This window comes from Leclercia sp. S52 (genome assembly GCF_039727615.1).
GTDB classification, from domain to species: Bacteria; Pseudomonadota; Gammaproteobacteria; order Enterobacterales; family Enterobacteriaceae; genus Enterobacter; species Enterobacter adecarboxylatus_B.
The window spans coordinates 4232567-4254412 of record NZ_CP152474.1 but is presented as its reverse complement, the minus strand read 5'-3'; the positions used below and the strand labels follow the sequence as shown (position 1 = coordinate 4254412).

Annotated in this window: 20 protein-coding genes and 5 pseudogenes; 22 read left to right on the top strand and 3 right to left on the bottom strand. The window is 54.4% G+C overall.

All coding sequences use genetic code 11. The features are described 5' to 3' along the window. Positions 1-79: 79 nt before the first annotated feature. The gene (locus AAHB66_RS20415; RefSeq protein WP_347114325.1) at positions 80-250 is read right to left on the bottom strand and encodes a hypothetical protein; all 171 of its coding nucleotides are present in this window, start codon (positions 248-250) and stop codon (positions 80-82) included. Here AAHB66_RS20415 and AAHB66_RS20410 point away from each other — a divergent pair. The 5 genes and pseudogenes from AAHB66_RS20410 to AAHB66_RS20390 all read left to right on the top strand — a co-directional run. Beyond that, positions 207-2468, top strand: a pseudogene (locus tag AAHB66_RS20410) (hemagglutinin repeat-containing protein); the annotation flags it as partial. The gene AAHB66_RS20415 and the pseudogene AAHB66_RS20410 sit on opposite strands and share 44 nt — an antisense overlap. 676 nt (positions 2469-3144) lie before the next feature. Further along, positions 3145-3477 (top strand): DUF6572 domain-containing protein, encoded by a 333-nt coding sequence (locus tag AAHB66_RS20405; RefSeq protein WP_347114324.1) that lies wholly within the window; start codon positions 3145-3147, stop codon positions 3475-3477. A 232-nt stretch (positions 3478-3709) separates the two neighbouring features. Beyond that, a pseudogene (locus tag AAHB66_RS20400) lies at positions 3710-5692 on the top strand (hemagglutinin repeat-containing protein); the annotation flags it as partial. A gap of 33 nt (positions 5693-5725) precedes the next feature. After that, positions 5726-6289 carry a colicin D domain-containing protein gene (locus AAHB66_RS20395; RefSeq protein ID WP_347116532.1) on the top strand — a complete coding sequence of 188 codons (564 nt, stop codon included), beginning with the start codon at positions 5726-5728 and terminating at the stop codon, positions 6287-6289. Beyond that, positions 6286-6558, top strand: coding sequence for a colicin immunity domain-containing protein (locus AAHB66_RS20390; protein ID WP_347114322.1), 273 nt, complete (start codon positions 6286-6288; stop codon positions 6556-6558). Before AAHB66_RS20395 ends, AAHB66_RS20390 begins: the two co-directional genes overlap by 4 nt. A gap of 40 nt (positions 6559-6598) precedes the next feature. Here the strand turns inward: AAHB66_RS20390 and AAHB66_RS20385 are convergent. Continuing rightward, positions 6599-6709: pseudogene (locus tag AAHB66_RS20385) on the bottom strand (SymE family type I addiction module toxin); the annotation flags it as partial. Positions 6710-6766: 57 nt separating this feature from the next. Here AAHB66_RS20385 and AAHB66_RS20380 point away from each other — a divergent pair. The 10 genes and pseudogenes from AAHB66_RS20380 to imm45 form a co-directional block, all read left to right on the top strand. Continuing rightward, positions 6767-8489 (top strand): annotated as a pseudogene (locus AAHB66_RS20380) (VENN motif pre-toxin domain-containing protein); the annotation flags it as partial. A 3-nt stretch (positions 8490-8492) separates the two neighbouring features. Continuing rightward, positions 8493-8930, top strand: coding sequence for a hypothetical protein (locus tag AAHB66_RS20375; protein WP_347114321.1), 438 nt, complete (start codon positions 8493-8495; stop codon positions 8928-8930). A 394-nt stretch (positions 8931-9324) separates the two neighbouring features. Continuing rightward, entirely contained in the window at positions 9325-9672 is a 348-nt protein-coding gene (locus AAHB66_RS20370) for a hypothetical protein (RefSeq protein WP_347114319.1), read from the top strand. Between the two features lie 14 nt (positions 9673-9686). Beyond that, complete coding sequence (locus AAHB66_RS20365) at positions 9687-10109, top strand: hypothetical protein (RefSeq protein ID WP_347114318.1); 423 nt, start codon at positions 9687-9689, stop codon at positions 10107-10109. 100 nt (positions 10110-10209) lie between these two features. Then, positions 10210-11145 carry a glycohydrolase toxin TNT-related protein gene (locus AAHB66_RS20360; RefSeq protein WP_347114316.1) on the top strand — a complete coding sequence of 312 codons (936 nt, stop codon included), beginning with the start codon at positions 10210-10212 and terminating at the stop codon, positions 11143-11145. Further along, positions 11142-11372: a hypothetical protein gene (locus tag AAHB66_RS20355; protein WP_347114314.1), complete on the top strand. Its 231-nt coding sequence runs from the start codon at positions 11142-11144 to the stop codon at positions 11370-11372. The genes AAHB66_RS20360 and AAHB66_RS20355 overlap by 4 nt, the downstream gene beginning before the upstream one ends. Before the next feature lie 234 nt (positions 11373-11606). Then, positions 11607-11744 (top strand): hypothetical protein, encoded by a 138-nt coding sequence (locus tag AAHB66_RS20350; protein ID WP_347114313.1) that lies wholly within the window; start codon positions 11607-11609, stop codon positions 11742-11744. Positions 11745-11777: 33 nt separating this feature from the next. After that, positions 11778-11858, top strand: a complete 81-nt coding sequence (locus AAHB66_RS20345; RefSeq protein ID WP_347116531.1) for a hypothetical protein — start codon at positions 11778-11780, stop codon at positions 11856-11858. A gap of 4 nt (positions 11859-11862) precedes the next feature. Then, complete coding sequence (locus tag AAHB66_RS20340) at positions 11863-12573, top strand: hypothetical protein (protein WP_347114311.1); 711 nt, start codon at positions 11863-11865, stop codon at positions 12571-12573. Then, the gene (gene imm45 / locus AAHB66_RS20335) at positions 12570-12884 is read left to right on the top strand and encodes an Imm45 family immunity protein (RefSeq protein ID WP_347114309.1); all 315 of its coding nucleotides are present in this window, start codon (positions 12570-12572) and stop codon (positions 12882-12884) included. Before AAHB66_RS20340 ends, imm45 begins: the two co-directional genes overlap by 4 nt. Here the strand turns inward: imm45 and AAHB66_RS20330 are convergent. Further along, positions 12796-13251, bottom strand: a complete 456-nt coding sequence (locus tag AAHB66_RS20330) for a hypothetical protein (RefSeq protein ID WP_347116565.1) — start codon at positions 13249-13251, stop codon at positions 12796-12798. The genes imm45 and AAHB66_RS20330 overlap by 89 nt on opposite strands. Positions 13252-13630: 379 nt before the next feature. Here AAHB66_RS20330 and AAHB66_RS20325 point away from each other — a divergent pair, with 379 nt between their 5' ends. The 7 genes and pseudogenes from AAHB66_RS20325 (at position 13631) to bcsB (ending at position 21839) form a co-directional block, all read left to right on the top strand. Next, positions 13631-14308, top strand: coding sequence for a CsgG/HfaB family protein (locus tag AAHB66_RS20325; RefSeq protein ID WP_225758040.1), 678 nt, complete (start codon positions 13631-13633; stop codon positions 14306-14308). Positions 14309-14320: 12 nt separating this feature from the next. After that, entirely contained in the window at positions 14321-14665 is a 345-nt protein-coding gene (locus AAHB66_RS20320) for a DUF4810 domain-containing protein (protein WP_225758041.1), read from the top strand. A gap of 11 nt (positions 14666-14676) precedes the next feature. Next, complete coding sequence (locus AAHB66_RS20315) at positions 14677-15339, top strand: DUF799 domain-containing protein (protein WP_347114308.1); 663 nt, start codon at positions 14677-14679, stop codon at positions 15337-15339. Between the two features lie 481 nt (positions 15340-15820). Next, positions 15821-16438, top strand: coding sequence for a cellulose biosynthesis protein BcsO (gene bcsO / locus AAHB66_RS20310; RefSeq protein WP_347114307.1), 618 nt, complete (start codon positions 15821-15823; stop codon positions 16436-16438). Beyond that, a complete protein-coding gene (bcsQ, locus tag AAHB66_RS20305) occupies positions 16429-17235 on the top strand; it encodes a cellulose biosynthesis protein BcsQ (protein WP_347114305.1) in 807 nt (268 codons plus the stop codon). The genes bcsO and bcsQ overlap by 10 nt, the downstream gene beginning before the upstream one ends. 20 nt (positions 17236-17255) lie before the next feature. After that, positions 17256-19377 (top strand): annotated as a pseudogene (gene bcsA / locus AAHB66_RS20300) (UDP-forming cellulose synthase catalytic subunit). Beyond that, positions 19374-21839 carry a cellulose biosynthesis cyclic di-GMP-binding regulatory protein BcsB gene (gene bcsB / locus AAHB66_RS20295; RefSeq protein WP_347114304.1) on the top strand — a complete coding sequence of 822 codons (2466 nt, stop codon included), beginning with the start codon at positions 19374-19376 and terminating at the stop codon, positions 21837-21839. The pseudogene bcsA and the gene bcsB overlap by 4 nt, the downstream one beginning before the upstream one ends. The last annotated feature ends 7 nt before the right edge of the window (positions 21840-21846 follow it).

Below are 21846 nucleotides of genomic sequence, written 5' to 3'. Positions count from 1 at the left end.
TCTTTGTATCGTCACCCCTTAACCGACTGGATCACCACTTGTCCCTATTCCATGCTGCCCGTAACCAGCGTGTCGGTGTTCAATCCCGCTTCTTCCAGCCAATTAACGTAAAAATGTACTGGTTGGGCTGATGGAATACCAGACGGTCATGTAAGTTCAGGCTCTTTAACAGCTCTGGAGAAAATAGAAAACAGGCAGCATAACCGCTGTCGGCAGGTAACAACGTCGACATCGTGGCGGCCACCAACACCGACACCTCCTGGCGCTTTAAGGAGACCAAAAAGTCCGGCCTGATGGGCACCGGCGGGATTGGCTTCACCATCGGCAGCAGCAGGTCCACCCACGACCTGCGCGAGCAGGGCACCACCCAGAGCGGGAGCTTCAGCACCATCGGCTCGACGGGCGGTGACGTCAGCATCACGGCGGGGAAACAGGCCCACATCGGCGGGGCGGATATCATCGCCCAGAAGGATATCAGCCTGACCGGTGACAGCGTGGTGATTGAGCCGGGCCACGATAAACGCACCCGCGATGAGAAGTATGAGCAGAAGAGCAGCGGCCTGACGGTGGCACTGTCCGGCATGGCGGGGAGCGCGCTGAACAGCGCGGTCACGACGGCGCGGGATGCCGCTAACGAGAGTGACGACCGGCTGGCGACCCTGAAGGCAACCAAGGCGGCGTTGTCAGGCGTGCAGGCCTCTCAGGGCGTGGATCTGGCCCAGACAGACGGCGATCCAAATAACGGGTTCGGGGCCAGCCTGTCGCTGACGACGCAGAAATCGAAATCTGAACAGCATGCGCAGAGCGATGCCGTGACCGGCAGCACGCTGAATGCGGGCGGCGACCTGGCGATAACCGCCACGGGCCAGGGCAAGGGCGCCAACAGCGGCGATATCCTGATTGCCGGCAGCCAGCTGAAGGCCGGGGGCGATACCGCCTTTACGGCAGCAAACGATATTGTCCTGGGCGGTGCCGCGAATACTGAAAAAACGACGGGTAAAAACAGCAGCAGCGGCGGTGGCGTGGGGGTCAGCATCGGCGGCGGTACCAGCGGCTACGGTATCGGCGTGTTTGCGAACGTCAATGCGGCGAAGGGCCACGAGAAGGGGAACGGTACTGCCTGGACGGAGACCACCCTCGACAGCGGCGGCACGGTCTCGATGACCAGCGGACGCGATGCCATCCTCGACGGTGCGCAGGTGAGCGGTAACGCCATCGTGGCGGATATCGGACGCGACCTCCTGATGCGCAGCCAGCAGGACAGCAACGATTATAAGTCGAAGCAGAACAGCGTGGCGGCGGGAGGCAGCTTCAGCTTCGGCAGCATGACCGGCTCGGGCTACGTCAGCGCCAGCCAGGACAAAATGAACAGCACCTTTGATTCGGTGCAGGAGCAGACCGGGCTGTATGCCGGTGACGGTGGGTTCGATATCACGGTGGGCCGCCACACGCAGCTGGACGGGGCGGTGATAGCCTCCACGGCACAGGCGGATAAAAACCGTCTGGATACGGGCACTCTGGGCTTCAGCGATATCCATAACCAGGCCGATTATAAGGTCAGCCACAGCGGTATCAGCATGAGCGGGGGCGGCAGCTTCGGCGGTGACCAGTTCAGCGGCAATATGCCGGGCGGAATGGTCTCTGCAGGTGGCAGCAGCGGCCATGCAGAGGGCACCACTCAGGCGGCCGTCGCGAACGGTACTATCGTTGTGCGTGACCAGGCGAACCAGCAGCAGGACGTGGCGGACCTGAGCCGGGATACGGCGCAGGCGAACGACAGCCTCAGCCCGATATTCGACAAGGAGAAGGAGCAGAAGCGGCTCCAGGCCGTAAGCCTGATCAGCGAGATTGGCAGCCAGGCCATGGATATCGCCCGGACGCAGGGGGAGCTGGCCGGTCGGGCAGCAGCGAAAGATCCGCAGGCGCTGGAGGAGGCCCGTCAGCAGCTGATCGCGGAAGGGAAGCCGGTGACGGATAAAGCCGTGGCAGACCGGGCCTACGGGAACGCGATGGCGCAGTACGGCACCGGCAGCACACTGCAGCGGGGTATTCAGGCGGCGACGGCGGCGCTGTCGGGGCTGGCAGGCGGGGATATCGCCGGAGCCCTGGCGGGGGCGTCCGCCCCTGAGCTGGCGCACATGCTGAAATCAACCCAGGGTAATACGGCGGTTAATACGATTGCCCATGCCATTCTGGGTGGTGCCGTGGCGGCCATCCAGGGCAACAGCGCAGCGGCAGGTGCCGCAGGTGCGGCCTCGGGCGAGCTGGCGGCCAAAGCGATAGCGGGGATGCTGTATCCTGACGTGACGGACCTGTCGAAGCTGAGCGAGGAGCAGAAGCAGACGGTCAGCGCCCTGGCGACTATTTCGGCGGGGATGGCGGGTGGACTTGCCGGGGACAGCACGTCCTCAGCGGCAACGGGCGCGGGTGCAGGGAAGAATGCGGCTGAGAATAACTCGCTGAGCAAGGAAGACGAAAAACGTCTTGGTTTACGGACAATGGAACCATTTGATATAAATCCATTGTTCAATCGTACTGCCAAAGTTCTTGATGGAGATGGCGATCCGCTGAAAGGTGCTGGATCTAAATCGGTTAAGCCAGGCATACCTGCTGCAAAATTACCTTCGGGCTATGCCGCTAATTCGACTGGAAATATTATTGGTCCCCGTGGCAGCATTTATAACAATACAGGGAAAACAGACACTGCCGGAAATGTAATTTATTCGAATAATGGTGGCTACTTCATTTTCACTGAGGGTGGAAAATCGAGTGTTTCTTCACCAAATCCATCAAATCAAATTCGTCAGAATTATGAGCAAGGTAAACTCTTTGAAGATAAGGTTTATCAGGAACACAGTGCCGATAAGTCGGTATCTGCTAGGGAAATTACAGTGAAAACCGCAAGTGGTGTTAATGTCAGGATCGATATCATCAGTAAGGATAAGCAAGGTAATATTACATGTATTGAATGTAAGAGTCACCTACAGCTCCATTAACTCCTAATCAGAAAATTGGTTTTCCTGAAGTAGAAAACAGTGGTGCAACTATAACAGGTGTTGGAAAACCTGGATTCGAAGGAGGGGCTTTGATACCACCGACAAAAATTGACATTATCAGACCAGATAAAAAAACGAAGGGGTAAACATGTCAGTAGAAGACGTGAACAAAATTGACTCTATTGGTATACCGAACGACAGCCCTAACATCGTTAGTCTGGCTATCTCGGATCATTTAACTTGGGATCATCCCATTGAAGAGCATTTATATAAACTTCAGCAAAAAATAAATACTTATATCAGTTTTATTGAAAGCGGAGAGATATATGAGGCTTTTCCTGAATCGCAAGGTACAACATTAAAAATTATAGAAATTTATTTCAAATATGCTCTTCCAGAGCAAACCATATCTTTCTTAGAACAAGTATCGGATGTTTTGCAATCAATGAATGTAGAGTTAAGGTATAACATATTGAAATAGCTAAAATCCTGGCCCTTGCGCCGGGATTTTTTTATCCATCAGTCCTTGACCGACTCGATCACAATTCTTTCCGGTTCCATGCTGATCGTGATCGACATATCGGTACTGAACCCAGCCTACGCCGGCTCGTTGTTGCTCAGGTTCAGGCAGAGTCTACGGGAATACCAGGTGGCCCTGAAGGTACACGCTCTTTAACAGCTCTGGAGAAAATAGAAAACAGGCAGCATAACCGCTGTCGGCAGGTAACAACGTCGACATCGTGGCGGCCACCAACACCGACACCTCCTGGCGCTTTAAGGAGACCAAAAAGTCCGGCCTGATGGGCACGGGCGGGATTGGCTTCACCATCGGCAGCAGCAGGTCCACCCACGATCTGCGCGAGCAGGGCACCACCCAGAGCGGGAGCTTCAGCACCATCGGCTCGACGGGCGGTGACGTCAGCATCACGGCGGGGAAACAGGCCCACATCGGCGGGGCGGATATCATCGCCCAGAAGGATCTCCGTCTGACCGGTGACAGCGTGGTGATTGAGCCGGGCCACGATAAACGCACCCGCGATGAGAAGTATGAGCAGAAGAGCAGCGGCCTGACGGTGGCGTTGTCGGGCACGGCGGGGAGCGCGCTGAACAGCGCGGTCACGACGGCGCAGAGCGCGAAGCAGAGCAGCGATTCGCGTCTGGCCGCCCTGAAGGGCACGCAGGCGGCGCTCTCCGGCGTGCAGGCCGGGCAGGCGGTGGCGCTGGACCAGGCGAGGGGAACCTCTGACAGCGGCAACACCAATACCGTGGGCGTCAGCGCGTCGCTGGGTTCGCAGTCGTCTAAATCCTCATCGCATATGCAGAGTGAGACCACCACGGGCAGCACCCTCAACGCGGGCAGTAACGTCACGATTAACGCCACCGGCAGCGACATCACCGTGGCGGGCAGCCAGATCAAGGCCGGTCAGGACGTGACGCTGGATGCGGCCCGGGACGTGAACCTGATTGCCTCGCAGGATACGCAGCAGACGTCGGGTAAAAACAGCAGCAGCGGCGGCAGCATCGGCGTCGGGCTGGGGGTGGGCTCCGGTGGCGCAGGGTTCAGCATCTCCGCGAACGCCAGCAGCAGCAAAGGGCACGAGAAGGGCAAGGGGGTCCGGCAGAACGAGACCACGGTGGATGCGGGTAATCAGCTCACGATTAAAAGCGGGCGCGATACCACGCTGGCCGGCGCCCAGGTGAGCGGCGAAACCGTGGTGGCGGATATCGGGCGCAACCTGACCATTGCCAGCACGCAGGACAGCGACCACTACGACAGCAGGCAGCACAGCGTCAGCGGCGGCCTGGGTTACACCTTCGGGGCGGGCGGTTTCTCCGGCAGTATCAGCGCCAGCCGGGACAAAATGTCCAGCGACTACGACTCGGTGCAGGAGCAGAGCGGGATTTTTGCCGGTAAGGGCGGCTTTGACGTGACCGTGGGCGACCACACGCAGCTGGACGGCGGGGTGATTGCCTCGACGGCGGAGGCGGACAGGAACCGCCTCGACACCGGCACGCTGGGCTTCAGCGATATCCACAACCGGGCAGAGTTCAAAACCGAACATCAGGGGGCGGGGATCAGCTCCGGGGGCAGCATCGGCAGCCAGTTTGCCGGGAACATGGCGAACGGCCTGCTGGCCGGGGGCGGTAACAGCGGCGATGCACAGGGCACCACCCGGGCGGCGGTAAGCGAGGGGACGCTGACCGTCCGTGATACGGCGAACCAGCAGCAGGACGTGGCGGACCTGAGCCGGGATACGGAGCATGCGAACGGCAGCATCAGCCCGATATTTGACAAGGAGAAGGAGCAGCAACGTCTCCAGGAAGTGCAGCTAATAGTTGAGATTGGCTCGCAGGCGGCAGACATTGCCCGGACGCAGGGGGAGATCAACGGGCTGAATGCGGCGCGGGCGAAGCTGACGGAAGAGCAGAAGCAGACGGTCAGCGCCCTGGCGACGATTTCGGCGGGGATGGCCGGAGGGCTGGCGGGGGACAGCACGGGTTCTGCGGTTGCCGGGGGACAGGCCGGGAAGAATGCGGCGGAGAATAACTCGCTGAGTGGTGACCAGGCCCGTGCAGCGGCGAAACAGGCTGCTGAAACCCTGAAAAATCAGGTCAGGGAAAAGCTGGGTGAAGGTACAACGTCTGCCATCGCGAACGCCATTATCAATGGCCTTGCTGATACGGGTGATGCGGTATTAGGTACAGCAGACTACGCTGCTGATGCGGCCATGGCACTGGCATCGTGCGCTGCGGGCGACAGCTACTGCAGCAAAGCAATGAGCGACCTGGCCGGGAAAAATCAGGCGGTGGCGGATACCGTTACTGTCCTGATGCAGAGTGAGACCTGGTCTGCGGTGGCGGATACGGTTAAACAGGCGGCTGGAGGAAATCAGGCTGCACTGGAAGCCACGGGCGGGTTGCTGGCAGGCATTCTACTGCCGGGTAAGAAATTGCCGAATGTTGGAACTGCAATCATCTCTGATAGTGTCGCGTTCAGTACTAAACAGTTAGATAAGAAATTTAAACATGCTTCTGATTTTGGCGTGATAACTACCAAGAAAAATGGCGATACCATTGCTCAATATCAGACTGCTATTAAGTCACATCTAGATGATAAAACGACTTATGAACATGGGACATATCTATTAGTTCCAGAATCAAAAGTGTTCTTCAATCCACAAACTAATAATGTTGTTGTGGTTGATAAATCTGGTAACTTTGTTAGCGGGTGGAAACTTGATCCTCAAACAAAGCAGTATGAAAACTTCATGAATAATGGTGGTTTAAGATGAGTCAGTCACTTAAAAAATATATTGATAGTTTTCTTGCTAAGGATATATCCGCTGACGGCTTCGCTGACAGCTATATGATGAAATGGAAAGCTGAGCGTGATAATAATCTACTTGGAAAGGATGAAGATAATTTAAGTGAATTATTATCCAGCGTTTTTTGTGTAGCAGATATGTATAACCCTGATGATGATCGTGAAGAATATGAATTTGACGATGAGCAGCTACGACAGGAAATAAGCAAGCTCATGGATACTTATATTAATAAGTAAAAAGATCCCGGCCTTAGCGCCGGGATCTTCTTCTTGACCGTCAGCCCTTAACCAGCTCGATCACCAGTTTTCCCTTTTCCACGCTGACCGTGACCAGCGTGTCGGTGCTGAATCCCGCCTCTGCCAGCCAGTTACCGTTCGGGTACAGGCTGGGCTGCGGAAAAAAACTGCTTGTTATACAGGTGCATGCTCTTTAACAACATTGGAGGAAATGGACGGCGGGGTGATTGCCTCGACGGCGGAGGCGGACAGGAACAGCCTCGACACCGGCACGCTGGGCTTCAGCGATATCCACAACCGGGCAGAGTTCAAAACCGAACATCAGGGGGGCGGGGATCAGCTCCGGGGGCAGCATTGGCAGCCAGTTTGCCGGGAACATGGCGAACGGCCTGCTGGCCGGGGGCGGTAACAGCGGCGATGCACAGGGCACCACCCGGGCGGCGGTAAGCGAGGGGACGCTGACCGTCCGTGATACGGCGAACCAGCAGCAGGACGTGGCGAACCTGAGCCGGGATACGGAGCATGCGAACGGCAGCATCAGCCCGATATTTGACAAGGAGAAGGAGCAGCAACGTCTCCAGGAAGTGCAGCTGATTGGTGAGATTGGCTCGCAGGCGGCAGACATTGCCCGGACGCAGGGGGAGATCAACGGGCTGAATGCGGCGCGGGAGAAGCTGGCGAAAGACGGTAAATATGAGCCGGGGCCGGATGCCAAAGAGGAAGACAAAGTCGACTATCAGAAGGCGCTGCGTGAGACGTCCGAATACAAGACGGCCATGGAGAAGTACGGCACGGGCGGCACCCTCCAGCGGGGTATCCAGGCGGCGACGGCGGCGCTGTCGGGGCTGGCAGGCGGGGATATCGCCGGTGCGCTGGCGGGAGCGGCGGCACCGGAGCTGGCTTACCTCATCGGGCATAAGTCGGGTCTTGGTGAGGACGATGTCGCGGGCAAAGCTATTGCCCATGCCATTCTGGGCGGGGCGGTGGCGGCAATCCAGGGCAACAATGCGGCAGCAGGTGCCGCGGGCGCGGCCACGGGCGAGCTTGCTGCGAAAGCGATAGCGGGGGTGTTATATCCTGATGTGACCGACCTGTCGAAGCTGAGCGAAGAGCAGAAGCAGACGGTCAGCGCCCTGGCGACGATTTCAGCAGGCATGGCCGGAGGGCTGGCGGGGGACAGCACGGGGTCTGCGGTTGCGGGGGGGCAGGCCGGGAAGAATGCGGCGGAGAATAACTCGCTTGCACTGGTTGCCAGAGGCTGCGCGGTTGCTGCACCCTGCCGGACGAAGGTTGCGGAGCAGTTGCTGGAAATTGGAGCTAAAGCTGGCATCGCTGGTCTTGCCGGGGCAGCGGTCAAGGATATGGTCGACAAGATGACCTCCGATGAACTGGAGCATCTGGTTACCCTGGAAATGATGGGTAATGATGAGATCACCAGTAAGTATCTCAGTTCGTTGCAGGATAAGTATGTACCTTTGCATACTGGTGGTAACCAGCTACCTGAGACATTGCCTAGTCATACGGGTAATAACACCGGGTCTGTGGATACGGGGCCAAACCATACAGGGAATAATAATAAACAGATTGATTCCGTTCCAAATAACACCGGGAATATTGATGGTTTACCAGATGCCGGTGGGAATACTACAGTAACGCCGATCCCTGACGGGCCGAATAAAGATGATATTGCTTATCTGGCATTAAAAGGAAAAGAAGCTCAGGAAGCTGCAAGCAATTTAGGCTTCGATCGCAGAATTCCACCTCAGAAAGCTCCATTTAACTCACATGGTCAGCCTGTATATTTTAATGGTAAAACCTATATCACTCCTGATGTTGATAGCCACAATGTTACGAATGGCTGGAAAATGTTTGATCGTAAAGGGGAAAGAATGGGCACTTATGATAGCAATCTGAATAGGATTAAGGACTAATATATGTTTGGAATTTTCCCTGAAGATAAGCCAGTGGATGTTGAGGGTGAGCGTGTTCTACCTGCATCAATAATCATTGATGAATTTTCAGAAATGATGAATATTCCCTTATCTTACTGGAATATAAGCGATTATAAAAAATCTTGGTTAAGATCGATTGAAAATGGTTTAGCAAGTAAGAAACATGCTACTTTAATTGTCTCAATGTATGAGCTTGAGCACACGAACTTTATATTTACTTGGGTCTTATATTTTTGTGGGGATAAGGTTTTTGTGCAGAATAAAATATTATTCCTCGATGAATATACTGATTTTACCGTGGATAAAATCAATGATTTTATAGAGCCACGAACTACTCATAATGAAGATGGTATGAAAATATCTGAATGGTGTACTGACCTAAAAAGTGTTTTAGATTTTTTTAACAGTCTTAATAATTGAAAGCGATCCCGGCCCCAGCGCCGGGATCTTTGTACCCGTCAGCCCTTAACCGACTCGATCACCAGTCGTCCCTGCTCAACGCTGACAATGAGAGGGGGAGTCTGTGCCGAATACCAGCCAATTGCCGTTAAGGTGTTGGCTGGGACTTCGAGATAACAGGTGGTCATAGAGATATAGGCTATTTAACAGCGTCGGGGAAAAGGAAAACGGGGAGCAAAACCGCGTATCAGAGCGTTGCATCCGGTACAGCAGAATGTATCGGGAAAAATATGTTGTAACATACTGATTTATAAGGAAAAATATTACTCCGGCGGCCAACTTCGCAACGGATAAAGTTGTTGCGGAGAATAACTCGCTGAGTAAGGATAAGCCCGTTATCTTCGATATAAATCCGATGCTGAAAATCGGAATTGAAGGTGCAGATGGCGATCCGCTGAAAGGTGGTGGTGGTGTAGCAAAAAGCAACAGTAGTACTATGCTGGGTCAGTATGGTGTTCAAACGGCCAGCAAGACTATATGGGAAGGAACTGGCAAAGAACGTATCGATGTCGAAAATCCTAATCCAGGCCAAAGGCCAGGACACTTGCACTATCAAGATAATAAGGGTAATAAGTATATCTATGATCCTAAAACTAATTCTTTCCCGGTCGCGCCAAAATCAGTGAATAATTTATTGAAAGACACATCTTTTAAAAAGGCTATAGATAAAGGAATGATTCAATATTTGGGAGAGAAGAAATGATATATAATTCGCTGATGTTAGAGGCATTGCGTAATGCTTGTTGGAGCGACTTAGTATTGCCAAAAGAACTCTGTTTATGGGTTGAAAAAGGTTTTGTAAAGCAAGCAGATTGTTTTTTTCTTGCAGCTCTTTTTACAGTCTATCCAAATGATAAGTATTTGATGGATAAGACTGATGTTGAGTGTTTTGTAAACTCTTTTCATATAGATGATTATGTTTCTGAACGATACTTAGACTATGCTTGTTTGTTTTGTAATACCATTTTGAATAAATGGTCCCTTGAACGAAACGATAAAAAACTAAATATGATGGTGTCGATGGATGAATTTGGTGCGGTGGTTAAATTTCATGTTATACGGCAAGGTGAGACTTGGTTAAGTAATAACCTTGAGAAGTATGAAGAAGCAATTTTTGCAACGACTGATGTCATAAGTTAATAATCTCCTAAGATGCGCAAACGCGGCCCCCGCTTCCACGGACGCGGCTGCGGGGAGCTTGCGGCGAAAGCGGTAGCAGGGTGGAGGGTTGTATCCTGACGTGACTTACCTGTCGAAGCTGAGCGAAGAGCAGAAGCAGACGGTCAGCGCACTGGCAACGATTTCGGCGGGGATGGCCGGAGGGCTGGCGGGGGACAGCACGGGGTCTGCGGTTGCGGGGGGGCAGGCCGGGAAGAATGCGGCTGAGAATAATTTACTTGGCGGCGGAACTGAAGAAGGCCAGATAAAAGCCATGCAGGAACATGCGAAAAACGTCATGTCCTGCAATACCGACCCTGGCGGAGCGGCTTGTCAGAAAGGACTGGCAATGCAGGACGCTCTGATGGTTGCACTTCCGGCAGGACTTGGCGGTGGTGTTCTGGTTGCAGCAACTCCGGAAATAGCCGCTGCAGCGAAAGCCGCAATCGCAGCTTGTACCAATAATGCGGTACTGTGCTTGAACAATGCAGGGATCATGGCCTCGGAAGCGATAGTGCCTGGTGGTGTGGGGGCTGGTGGTGCAGTAGGAATTGGTAAAACTGCAGCTGAAGCTATGGCTGCGAAGACAGTAGTTAGTACTATTAAGGACAATATTGCAGCCAGCCAGGCAGCCAGAGCCTCTTCGAGCTTTGGGCAATTTAGTAAAGCAGAAGGAGCCGTTCAGGAAAATCTTGGCCTATGGCCGCCGAGTCGTGGAGCTTATGGGCCAGTTGAAAAAGTGACTTTGCCAACAGGTACGATAGTTGATAGGTACGGTTACCCTGGAGGTAGTTTCGTATCACCAGCAGGTGTGCCCTTTGAACAACGAGCACTACCATCCTCTTATGAAACTACAAAGCCTTATTTTCAATATGAAATATTGAAACCCATTGATGATGTATCCCAAGGTAAAATCTTGCCTTGGTTCGGTCAGAAAGGGCAGGGTACTCAATATGAATTGCCAAAACCAGTTCAATGGTATTTAGATAAAGACTATTTAAAGGAAGTGAATAAATGACTAAATCAGAGCTTGAACGCCAATTAGGTATACTTGGTGTTCATCCTAACAGTTACTCGTTGGGAGTATTGAAAAATAGTGACTGTGTGTGTGTTGTTCATGAAAATACACAATGGAATATTTATTATGTTGAAAGAGATAGACCATCACTCCTTTCTTCATTTTTACAGGAAGAGGAAGCTTACGATTTTGTTCTAGAACAATTTAAAAAATGGCTTTCTAAATAAAACAATCTAGGCTTGCCGGGATTTGTCTTGCTTCTTCTTCATTATTCGACAAGGAGCAGAAGCCATCCAGGCCATGGGCTTAATCAGCGAGATTGGCAGCCAGGCCATGGATATCGCCGGTGCGCTGGCGGGGGCGTCGGCATCGGAACTGGCTTCCTTCATCGGTCATCATTCTGGTCTTGGTGAGGATGATGTCGCAGGTAAGGCCATTGCCCATACCATTCTGGTGGGGAGGTGGCGGCAATCCTGGGTAACAATGCAGCGGCAGGTGTCGCGGGCGCGGCCACGGGCGAGCTGGCGGCGAAAGTGATAGCGGGTGTGTTATATCCTGACGTGACCGACCTGTCGAAGCTGAGTGAAGAGCAGAAGTAGACGGTCAGCGCCCTGGCAACGATTTCGGCGGGGATGGCCGGGGTGCTGGCGGGGGACAGCACGGGGTCTGCGGTTGCCGGGGGGGCAGGCCGGGAAGAATGCGGCGGAGAATAACTCGTTGAGTGGTGACCAGGCTCGTGCAGCGGCGAAACAGGCTGCTGAATCCCTGAAAAATCAGGTCAGGGAAAAGCTGGGTGAAGGTACAACGTATGCCATCGCGAACGCCATTATCAATTGCCTTGCTGATACCGGTGATGCGGCATTAGGTTCAGCGGACTACGCAGCTGATGCGGCAATCGCGCTGGCTTCTTGTGCAGTGGGTAACAGCTATTGCAGCAAGGCCATGAGCGACCTGGCCGGGAAGAATCAGGCGGTGGCGGATACGGTTAAACATGCTACTGACGGAAATCAGGCGGCGCTGGAAGCCGCGGGTGGTTTGCTGGCAGATATTATATTACCCAGTAAGAAAATACCGGCTGATGGGAAATTGGTTGATCCAACTGTAAAAATTGCTACAGGGAATACTGTTGGTGCTTTCGATGCGAGCCTGTTCAGGCTCCTACTAGGAGAACGAGTAGCTATTGTAAAAGAAACAGCTAATAAAGTTATCGTTGAACAAGGCATGGTGAAAGACAATAAGCTGACCAAACTAAATAATCGATATGTCTATCGAGGAGTCGATGGCAATTTATATGCACTTGATACTCAGCATGGGCGATTTGAGGCTGTAAGCCCGAAAGGTAAACATTTAGGCGAAGTTGATTTCTCTATGCAAAAAATCCCTAACAGCATAGATAAGTCAGGCGGTCATGATCTAAAGGTGAAATGATGAAACTTATTGATTATAAAAATAAATCTATTAAGCGAGGAACTGTTTTTAGGTTACCTGCTGTTTGGCCATATGAAGAATGGGTTGATTTTATGGTCATAGATTTATTTGAAACTCATGGCTTAGTTGTATCGTCTGGGCACAAAGCTGGCCTGATTTTGATATCTTTACCAATCGAGAGTGCGTCAACCGAAGGTAGAGCATTAAGCACAGAATGGATTATTACCAATTGGGCCAAATGGATCTACCCAGAATGTAATGTTGAAAATGTTCATATCCTTGATGAATATGTAGCAACGCCCATTGAATAAACAACGATCCCGGCCAAATCGCGCCGGGATATTCTTTTACCCGTAAGTCCTTAACCGGCTCGATCACCAATCTTCCCTGCTCCACGCTGACCTTGACCGGCATGTCGGTGCTGAATTCCGACTCTCCCAGCCAGTACCGTTCAGGTGCAGGCTGGGGCTGCAGGAATCCTATGTGGTGATGAAGGTATAGGCTCTTTAACAGCTCTGGCGAAAATGGACGGTGCTCCAACACTGAATTGTCGTGTTCTTTTACTTCTTGTAAAAGGAACCCTGCAGCTTCAAATAATATCTGTAGTTCATCTTTTTGACCCTTTTCGCTTTTATCAAACTCTTCATGGATGCGTCTAAGCCGTTTGCCAAAATCCATATCGTTATCGGTATGATTAATTTTCTTCAGAAAAGGGATTAATTTAGTCTGTTGTTTAAACTTGTCTCGTCACGTCATTTTCATGGAGGGCATAATTTTTTTGCGTAGTCGATCCCATTAAAAATGCGTTGTTAACCTGACCAGGATTGAATGTACCTTGCATCCGCATGTGCCCACGTTCAGGTCGTTAAAGGAAAAACACCGCACCGCTGCACAAAATCCCCTCAAATCTAAAGAAAATCCAAAAAATACGATAAATATGAAGTAATTGAATGACTTCCTGTCATAATGGATGCCGCTCTCTCCATAATAATACCTGAGAGAAAAGGTAATCAAATTACCCATTGTCTCGTCTATTTTATAAGGAAATTCAAATATCATGGTCAATAAACGAATCGTCAGTTCGCTCTGCTTTAGCGCGTTATTACTCACGGGTTGTGCCACGGAATCCTCCCGCTCCGTCGAAGTTGCGAAAGTCGCCACCTATAACACCGCCTGGCAGGGCCAGCGCAGCCTGATATCGGTCGGCAAATTTGATAACCGCTCCAGCTATATGAATGGAATATTCTCCGACGGTGTCGACCATCTGGGGAACCAGTCCAAGACCATTTTGATTACCCACCTGCAGCAAACCGGCCGCTTCAACGTGCTGGATCGCGCGAACATGGAAGAGATCAAAACCGAGTCCGGCATCAGTGGTCAGCGTCAGCAGCTGAAAGGCGCAACCTACGTCATTACCGGTGACGTGACGGAGTTTGGTCGTAAAGAGACCGGTGACAGGGCGCTGTTTGGCATTCTGGGGCGCGGAAAATCGCAGGTGGCTTATGCGAAAGTTGCCCTGAACGTGGTCAATGTCCGCACCTCCGAAGTGGTCTACTCCTCGCAGGGCGCGGGTGAATATACGCTCTCTAATCGTGAAGTGCTCGGCTTTGGCGGCACGGCCAGCTACGACGCCACGCTGAACGGCAAAGTGCTGGATCTCGCCATTCGCGAAGCGGTCAATAACCTGGTGGCCGGGACTGAGAACGGTGGCTGGAACCCGTCAAATACACATTAAAAGGAATTGATGATGGCAACTGTAAATAAGCTCGTTACTGGCGCAGCACTATTGCTGCTGGCAGGGTGTGCAACCAACACGCCGCAAAAGATCTATACGTGGGGGGATTATCAGGAGTCGGTCTATGACTACTACACCAATAAAACCAGCCCGCAGGAGCAAATTGCGTCTCTGCAGAAATTGATTGAAACGTCACGGGCAAGCAGCAAGCCTGTTCCTCCCGGCGTGCATGCCCAACTTGGGATGCTCTACAGCAATACGGGTAACAGAGAGCTGGCGATGGCTGAATTTAATGCCGAAAAAACGCAATACCCGGAATCGGCTTCGTATATTAATTTCCTGACCACGAAAAAATAAAGGGACGTAACATGAAGGGAATTTCAGCCCTCCTGACTCTGGCATTGACGCTTATCGTTACGGGTTGCACCAGCAATAAAACACCGCCCGCTGATTATTCTGCCTTCCGGGAAAGCAAACCGCGCAGCATCCTGGTGCTGCCGCCGAAAAATACCTCGCCGGACGTGAACGCCAGTCACGGCTTTCTGAGCAGCGTCACTCTGCCTCTTGCTGAATCTGGTTACTACGTGTTCCCGGTTGCGGTCGTGGAAGAGACGTTTAAACAAAACGGCGTAACCAACCCGGACGATATCAGCGCGGTCCCGCTGAAAAAACTGCACGATATCTTTGGCGCTGATGCGGTGATGTACATCACCCTCACCGATTATGGCACCTCATACCAGGTGATCAGCAGCGACACGCGCGTGAGCGCAGCGGCGCGTTTAGTGGATTTACGCACCGGGAAAGAGCTGTGGAAAGGCGTTGCCACGGCCTCAAGCAATGAGGGCCAGAGTAATAATGGCGGTGGCATATTGGGAATGTTGATAAACGCGGCGGTGACCCAGATTGCACACTCTGCCACGGATAAAGCGCATGATGTTGCTCAGGTGACCAGCGCTCGTCTGTTCAGCGCGGGCCCTGGCGGTTTGTTATACGGGCCTCGTTCGCCAAAATACGGACAGACTGCCCTGTAATGACCTCCGATCCCGGCCTGCATGCCGGGATCGTTTCTCCCCATCCGATTTCTACCACATCACCCGATCTTCTTAGCGACCTTTAAAACGCCTGCTCCCTCGAAGCCATTCAGCGTCTTTTTCATACACCGTGGTTATAGTTACCTGTTGGTATTATGTTTCTCATGCTACATTATCGCCGGATTAATATTTTATTCAGTCAGAATAAAACGACATTTAATCTTGATGTTATGGGTTATTGAGGACGGAAAGTGGAGAAATTGCGCGATCTGTCGATAAGCTTGTACATAGTATTAGCTCTACGTAATATGCATTAGAACATCTGCTATACAAATATGAGTGCCCGTAAAGGGATGTTCTCTATGGATGACGATTGTTAATCACCGATCCCCTTTACATGTTCGTATTCCCACAAAAAGGTTGTCCCTGGCAAAGTCATGCAGGAAACAAAAATACTGACTTGTGAATCAAGAGTAATACCATGAAAAATTATGATGATTTGCAGCGTTTCAAGGATAAAACGCGCACGGGCGACATCCATTTCAAGGATCTGTCGGCGCAAAACAAGCAGGCGTCGAACAGCGGCTGGGCGATTATCAACCAGCTGGCAGGTGTGGACAGTGACGCGGCGCTGGCTAAGGCCGGTAGCGTTGCGGTGCCCGTGCCGCAGGCCGTTAAACCCGGCGAACTGGATGCGGCTTTTGCCAGCCTGACGAAGACGCCCGTGGCGGAGCCTGCCGGTTCAGCCCCGTCTATCCTGCAGAGCTTAAATGCTGACAGCGCAGAGAAAGCGGCGCAGACGCAGCTTAACCCGGCGGCACCTTCTCTGTTCGATCAGCTGCGCCCTGAGGCGACCCCTCACGCGCCCGTGAAAGAGACGCCTGTCGCGGCGGCGCCATCTGCATTCCATCCAGCACCCGCGCTCGCGCCGGTAGCTGCACCTGTACCCGCACCTGCTGAGACAGTGACTCCGCCCAAACCGGCGGAGCCGGTGCGCTTTGAACAGCTGTTCGCGACCAAAACGTCCGCGACTGCCAGCCATCCGGTCAAAGATCTTCCGTTACAACCGCTCCTGGAGAAAATCGCTTCATGCCGTTAGTGTGTATTTGCTCGCCAAAAGGCGGAGTAGGGAAAACCACGGTCACGGCCAACCTCGCTTATGCTCTGGCACGTTCCGGCAATAAAGTTCTGGCCATTGACTTCGATGTACAGAACGCGCTGCGTCTGCACTTTGGCGTGCCGTTGTCGGACGGACGTGGCTACGTTGCGCGTGCCAATGAGTCGGCAGACTGGAGCCAGTCGGTGCTGACGGCGGGCAGCAATATGTTCGTCCTGCCCTATGGCGAAGTGACGGAAGAACAGCGCCTGATCTTTGAGCATAACCTCACCAGCGACAGCAATTTCCTGGCGCGAGGCTTAAGCTCTCTGCTGAATTATCCGGGGCTGATTATCCTGGCCGACTTCCCTCCAGGGCCGAACCCGGCGCTGAAGGCGATCTCGCCGCTGGCCGACCTGCATCTGGTGACGTTACTGGCCGACACCGCCTCCCTGTCCCTGCTGCCCCACATCGAAAACCACCGGCTGACCGGCGGCGAACCGCCAAATAACAAGGCCGGATACTATTTCCTGGTGAACCAGAGTGACAACCGGCGCCATATCAGCCGTGACGTCACCGCCTTCTTACAGCAACGCCTCGGTGACCGCCTGCTGGGTGTGATCAACCGGGATGAAAGCGTGCCTGAGGCCAATGCCTCACAGCAATCGATACTGGATTTCAGCGCCACCTCGGCGGCTGCGTTTGATATCGAGCTGGTGAGTAAGCGTATCGCGGGTATTTTGGGTATCCAGGTGGGTGACGGCGCCGTGCACGCCAATCTGAGAACCTCCAGTTTCTGACGACAATTTCAGGACGTCCTATGAAAAAGGCGCTGTTTTATTTACTGCTATTGGTCTTAGCACCCATCGCCGTATTAATTATTATCACCCCAATGGATAGCCAGAAGCAGTATATCTTCGGCTTAATCAGCATTGGGGCGCTGATGCTGTTGGGCTTTAGCAAACATCACCGTGTGTCGGTCATTATGATGATTGTGGCGGTGCTAATGTCCACACGATATATCTGGTTCCGGGCCACGCAGACGCTGCACTTTAATTCCGAAATAGAAGCCATACTCGGCATCGGGTTATTTCTTGCCGAACTCTATATCTGGATAACCATTATTTTAAGTTATCTGCAAAACCTGTTTCCTCTCCAGCGTAAGATCGTCCCGCTGCCCGATGATATGGCGCAGTGGCCGACGGTGGATATTTATATTCCGTCGTACAACGAAAGCCTGGACGTGGTGCGCGATACGGTGCTGGCGGCGCAGTGCCTGGACTACCCGGCAGACAAGCTCAAGATCTACCTGCTGGATGACGGTAAACGCAACGAGTTTGCGGTATTTGCTGCCAACGTCGGGGTAGGGTACATCACGCGTAACGACAACTCCCACGCCAAAGCGGGCAACCTCAACCACGCCATGAAGCTCACCAAAGGCGAGCTGATCTGCGTCTTTGACTGCGACCACGTGGCGACGCGTATCTTCCTGCAGGCGACGGTTGGAGCCTTCCTGAAGGATCCGCGTCTGGCGCTCATGCAGACTCCACACTACTTCTACTCGCCGGATCCGTTCGAGCGTAACCTCTCCGCGGGCCGCGATATTCCCAACGAAGGTCAGCTGTTCTACGGGCAGATCCAGCGCGGCAACGATAACTGGAATGCCACCTTCTTCTGCGGCTCCTGCGCGGTGATCCGTCGCAGCGCGTTAGAGGAGATTGGCGGCTTTGCGGTTGAGACCGTGACCGAAGATGCCCACACCGCGCTGAAGATGCAGCGTCTGGGCTGGAAGTCAGCCTATCTCGATATTCCGCTGGCGGCAGGGCTGGCGACCGAGCGTCTGGTGGTGCACGTCATTCAGCGTACCCGCTGGGCGCGCGGCATGACGCAGATTTTGCGCGTCGATAACCCTCTGCTGGGCCGGGGCCTGAAGTGGCAGCAGCGCCTTTGCTACCTCAACGCCATGCTCTCGTTCCAGTTTGCGCTGCCGCGCGTGGCGTTCCTCACCGCGCCGCTGGCGTACCTGCTGTTTAACCTGAACATTATCCACTCCTCGGCGAGCCTGATTTTCGCCTACATGCTGCCGCACCTGTTCCTCTGTATCTATGTGAACTCGCGGGTCAACGGGCGTTTCCGCTACAGCTTCTGGGGGGGAGATTTACGACCTGGTGCTGGCTTTCCACCTGGTGTTGCCGACGGTGATTACCCTGATCTTCCCGAAACGCGGCAAATTCAACGTGACCGATAAAGGCGCGCTGCTGGACGTCGGCTATTTCGATTTCAGCATTGTCCGCCCGCACCTGATCATCGCCGTGCTGCTGGCGGCAGGGGTGGTGGCCGGGATTGTGCGTGCTGTCGGCCATGACTACTTTGGCGTCGATCCGATGGTTATCGCCCTCAACGTCGGCTGGGGCCTCTACAGCCTGATCTTCCTGCTGGCCGCCATTGCCGTGGCCCGTGAGACCCGTCAGACGCGTAAAACCATCCGTATTGATGCCAACGTGCCGGTGGTGATCCACTACGCCAGCGGCATCTCCTCGCGCAGCCACACCCTGGATCTCTCCATGGGCGGCTGCCGTATTGCGGTGGTGGATGACCGTCACCTGACCGATGAAATCGAAGAGATCGAGCTGCAGCTGCAGTCCGGGGCCATCAGTATTCCGGTGAGCGTGATTGCCCACGATGAGCAGTACATTCGCCTGATGTTTGCCGAGATCCCGCTGGACCGCCGTCGCGAACTGGTGCGCGTTGTACTGGCCCGCGCCGATGCGTGGATCAACCCGCCAAAAGCGCAGGACAACCCGTTCCGCTCGTTGTTTATCATTATTCGCAGCGTATTCGATCTGTTCTGGCTGACCTGGAAGGACCGTCGTGAAAAGCGTCGTCATCGCCATGAGAACGCCCGCCGCGGGAATAACGCCAACGAGGACACTGCTGTATGAAAGGGATGACCCGTAAAGCGCTGCAGATGGCGCTGATGTTCGGCGTGCTGGTGCAGCCGGTGACGGCGGAAGAGCCGACCACCGTGGAATCGCTGCTGCCGGTGGATCTCCCGCCGCCGGTAACGGATGCGGCGCAGCCTGCTGCTGATGCAACGCCTGCTGCGGCCGAAACGGCTCCGGCTACGCTGCCCGCCCCCGACACGCTGCCTGCCTTCCAGACCCCGCCGGTCACCGAGACGACCCCGGTGCCTGAGGCCGCGCCTGCGATACCGACACCCGATGCCGCGTCTGCGGCACCGATGGGCATCACCCCCGGCACCACCACCAGCATCTCCGTTGCCCAGATGGGGCAGCCAAACGGCGTGGTGCTGAGCGGCGGCCAGCTGCAGGGCGGGATCGACTTTACCCTCTCGGCGGACCAGGTGATCACCAACGCTCAGCTGGAGCTGAATCTGAAGGTCTCTCCGGCGATGGCGGCACGTAACACCACCCTGCAGCTGATGCTCAACGGCCAGCCGCTGGGGACGGTGCCGCTGGGCTCCGCCGACAGCAATGTCTCCAGCTATCAGCTGGATATCCCGGCGGCGATGGTGGTATCCCGCAACAACATCAGCTTTAAAATTAACGACGGTGATGCGCTGCTGTGCCAGCGCGATCTGTCCGACAGCTACCAGGTCACCATCATGCCGAACACGCGGCTGGACCTGGAGGCGCAGCAGCTGAACATTGCTGCGGATCTCAGCCACTTCCCGCGTCCGTTCCTCGACGAAATGCAGATGACGCCGACCACGCTGACCTTCGCGTTCCCGGCCAAAACCCTGCCGGAGCAGGTGGGCGCCGCAGCGCTGATCGCCTCCTGGCTGGGTATCGAAGCGGACTATCGCGGCATCGCCTTTGATGCATTACACGATCAGCTGCCGGAGAAAAACGGCATCCTGTTTGGTAAACCGGGTGAGTCCATCGGCGGCTTAACGCTGCCGGCCTCGAACGGGGCCACGCTGCAGGTGGTGGATAACCCCGGCAACCCGATCTACAAGCTGCTGCTGGTGGTAGGGAACAACGAGCAGCAGCTGAAAAGTGCCGCGTACCGTCTGACCCGCGGGCAGTTCAACGGCCAGACCACCAGCCTGCCGGTTGAGGCGCAGAACATCCCGGTCAGCAAGCCTTACGATGCCCCGCGCTGGATCTCGACCGATCGCCCGGTGCTGCTGAGCGAGCTGATGCGTAAGGATCAGAGCCTGACGGTGACCGGCATCTGGCACGAACCGCTGACCCTGGCCTTCCGTGCCGCGCCGGATCTGTTTATGTGGGATGGCGACACCATTCCGCTGAAAGTGGCCTACCGCTTCCCGTCCGAAAGCTGGATTGACGAGCAGCGTTCGTACCTGTCGATGACCTTCAACGGCGCGTTCCTGCGCAACCTGCCGGTCAACAAACAGGGTCTGCTTGAAGGCCTGTGGCATAAGCTCGGCGGCGATGCGCGTCAGGAGAATGTCGAGGTGCCGCTGGAGCCGTACCTGATTTACGGCGACAACCAGCTGCAGCTCTATTTCAATATCCAGACCAAAGAGACCGCGCCGTGCAGCGTCCTGCTCAATAACAACATCAAGAGCCGTATCGACGAAGACTCGAGCATCGATCTGAGCAACACGCGCCACTTCACGCTGCTGCCGAACCTGTCGTACTTCGTGGGTGCCTCGTTCCCGTTCACCCGTCTGGCGGACTTCTCCCAGACGGTGCTGCTGCTGCCGGAGAACCCGAGCGAAAGCGAGATCGGCACCCTGCTGGATCTCTCTGCCCGTTCCGGTAACGCCACCGGCACCGCGCTGAACAATAACCGTGTGATGTTTGGCCTGCCGTCCGGCGGCGCGAACCTGCTGCGCCTGAGCAACAGCGACGTGCTGGCGGTCTCCTCGCTGGATCAAACCGCCTTTAACCGCGCTCTGCTGGCGCAGTCGCCGTTTGTCAGCAACGAGCACAGCTTTGGCGTGCGTGAGCCCAAAATGTGGGAAAAAGCGCAGCGTCTGCTGGAGGGCGACTGGAACGCGTCCGGCGTCGATGCTGACCGCTACTTCTCGTCGAACGAATCCTGGCGCGGCTTTGTCAGCTTCCGCTCCCAGTGGAACCCGGAACGTCTGGTGGTGATGGCGATTGGCAGCGACGACGCCCAGCTGGCGCGTCTGCATACCGACCTCAACTCCGCCCGCATCAACGCCGGGATCCGCGGCGATACCGCGATCATCACCGATGAGAACGGCGTGCGCAGCTTCCGCGTCGGCCCGCAGTTCCCGAGCGGCCAGATGCCCTGGTACATGATGGTGGTGTGGTATGCCACGCAGCACTCCGCCATGCTGGCGATTTTTGGACTGCTGTTCGCGTCGATTATTGGCCTGAGCCTCTACTCGTTACTGAAAAAACGCGCGCACAAACGTCTTAACCCACAGGATTCAGATCGTGAGTAAGGGTGGT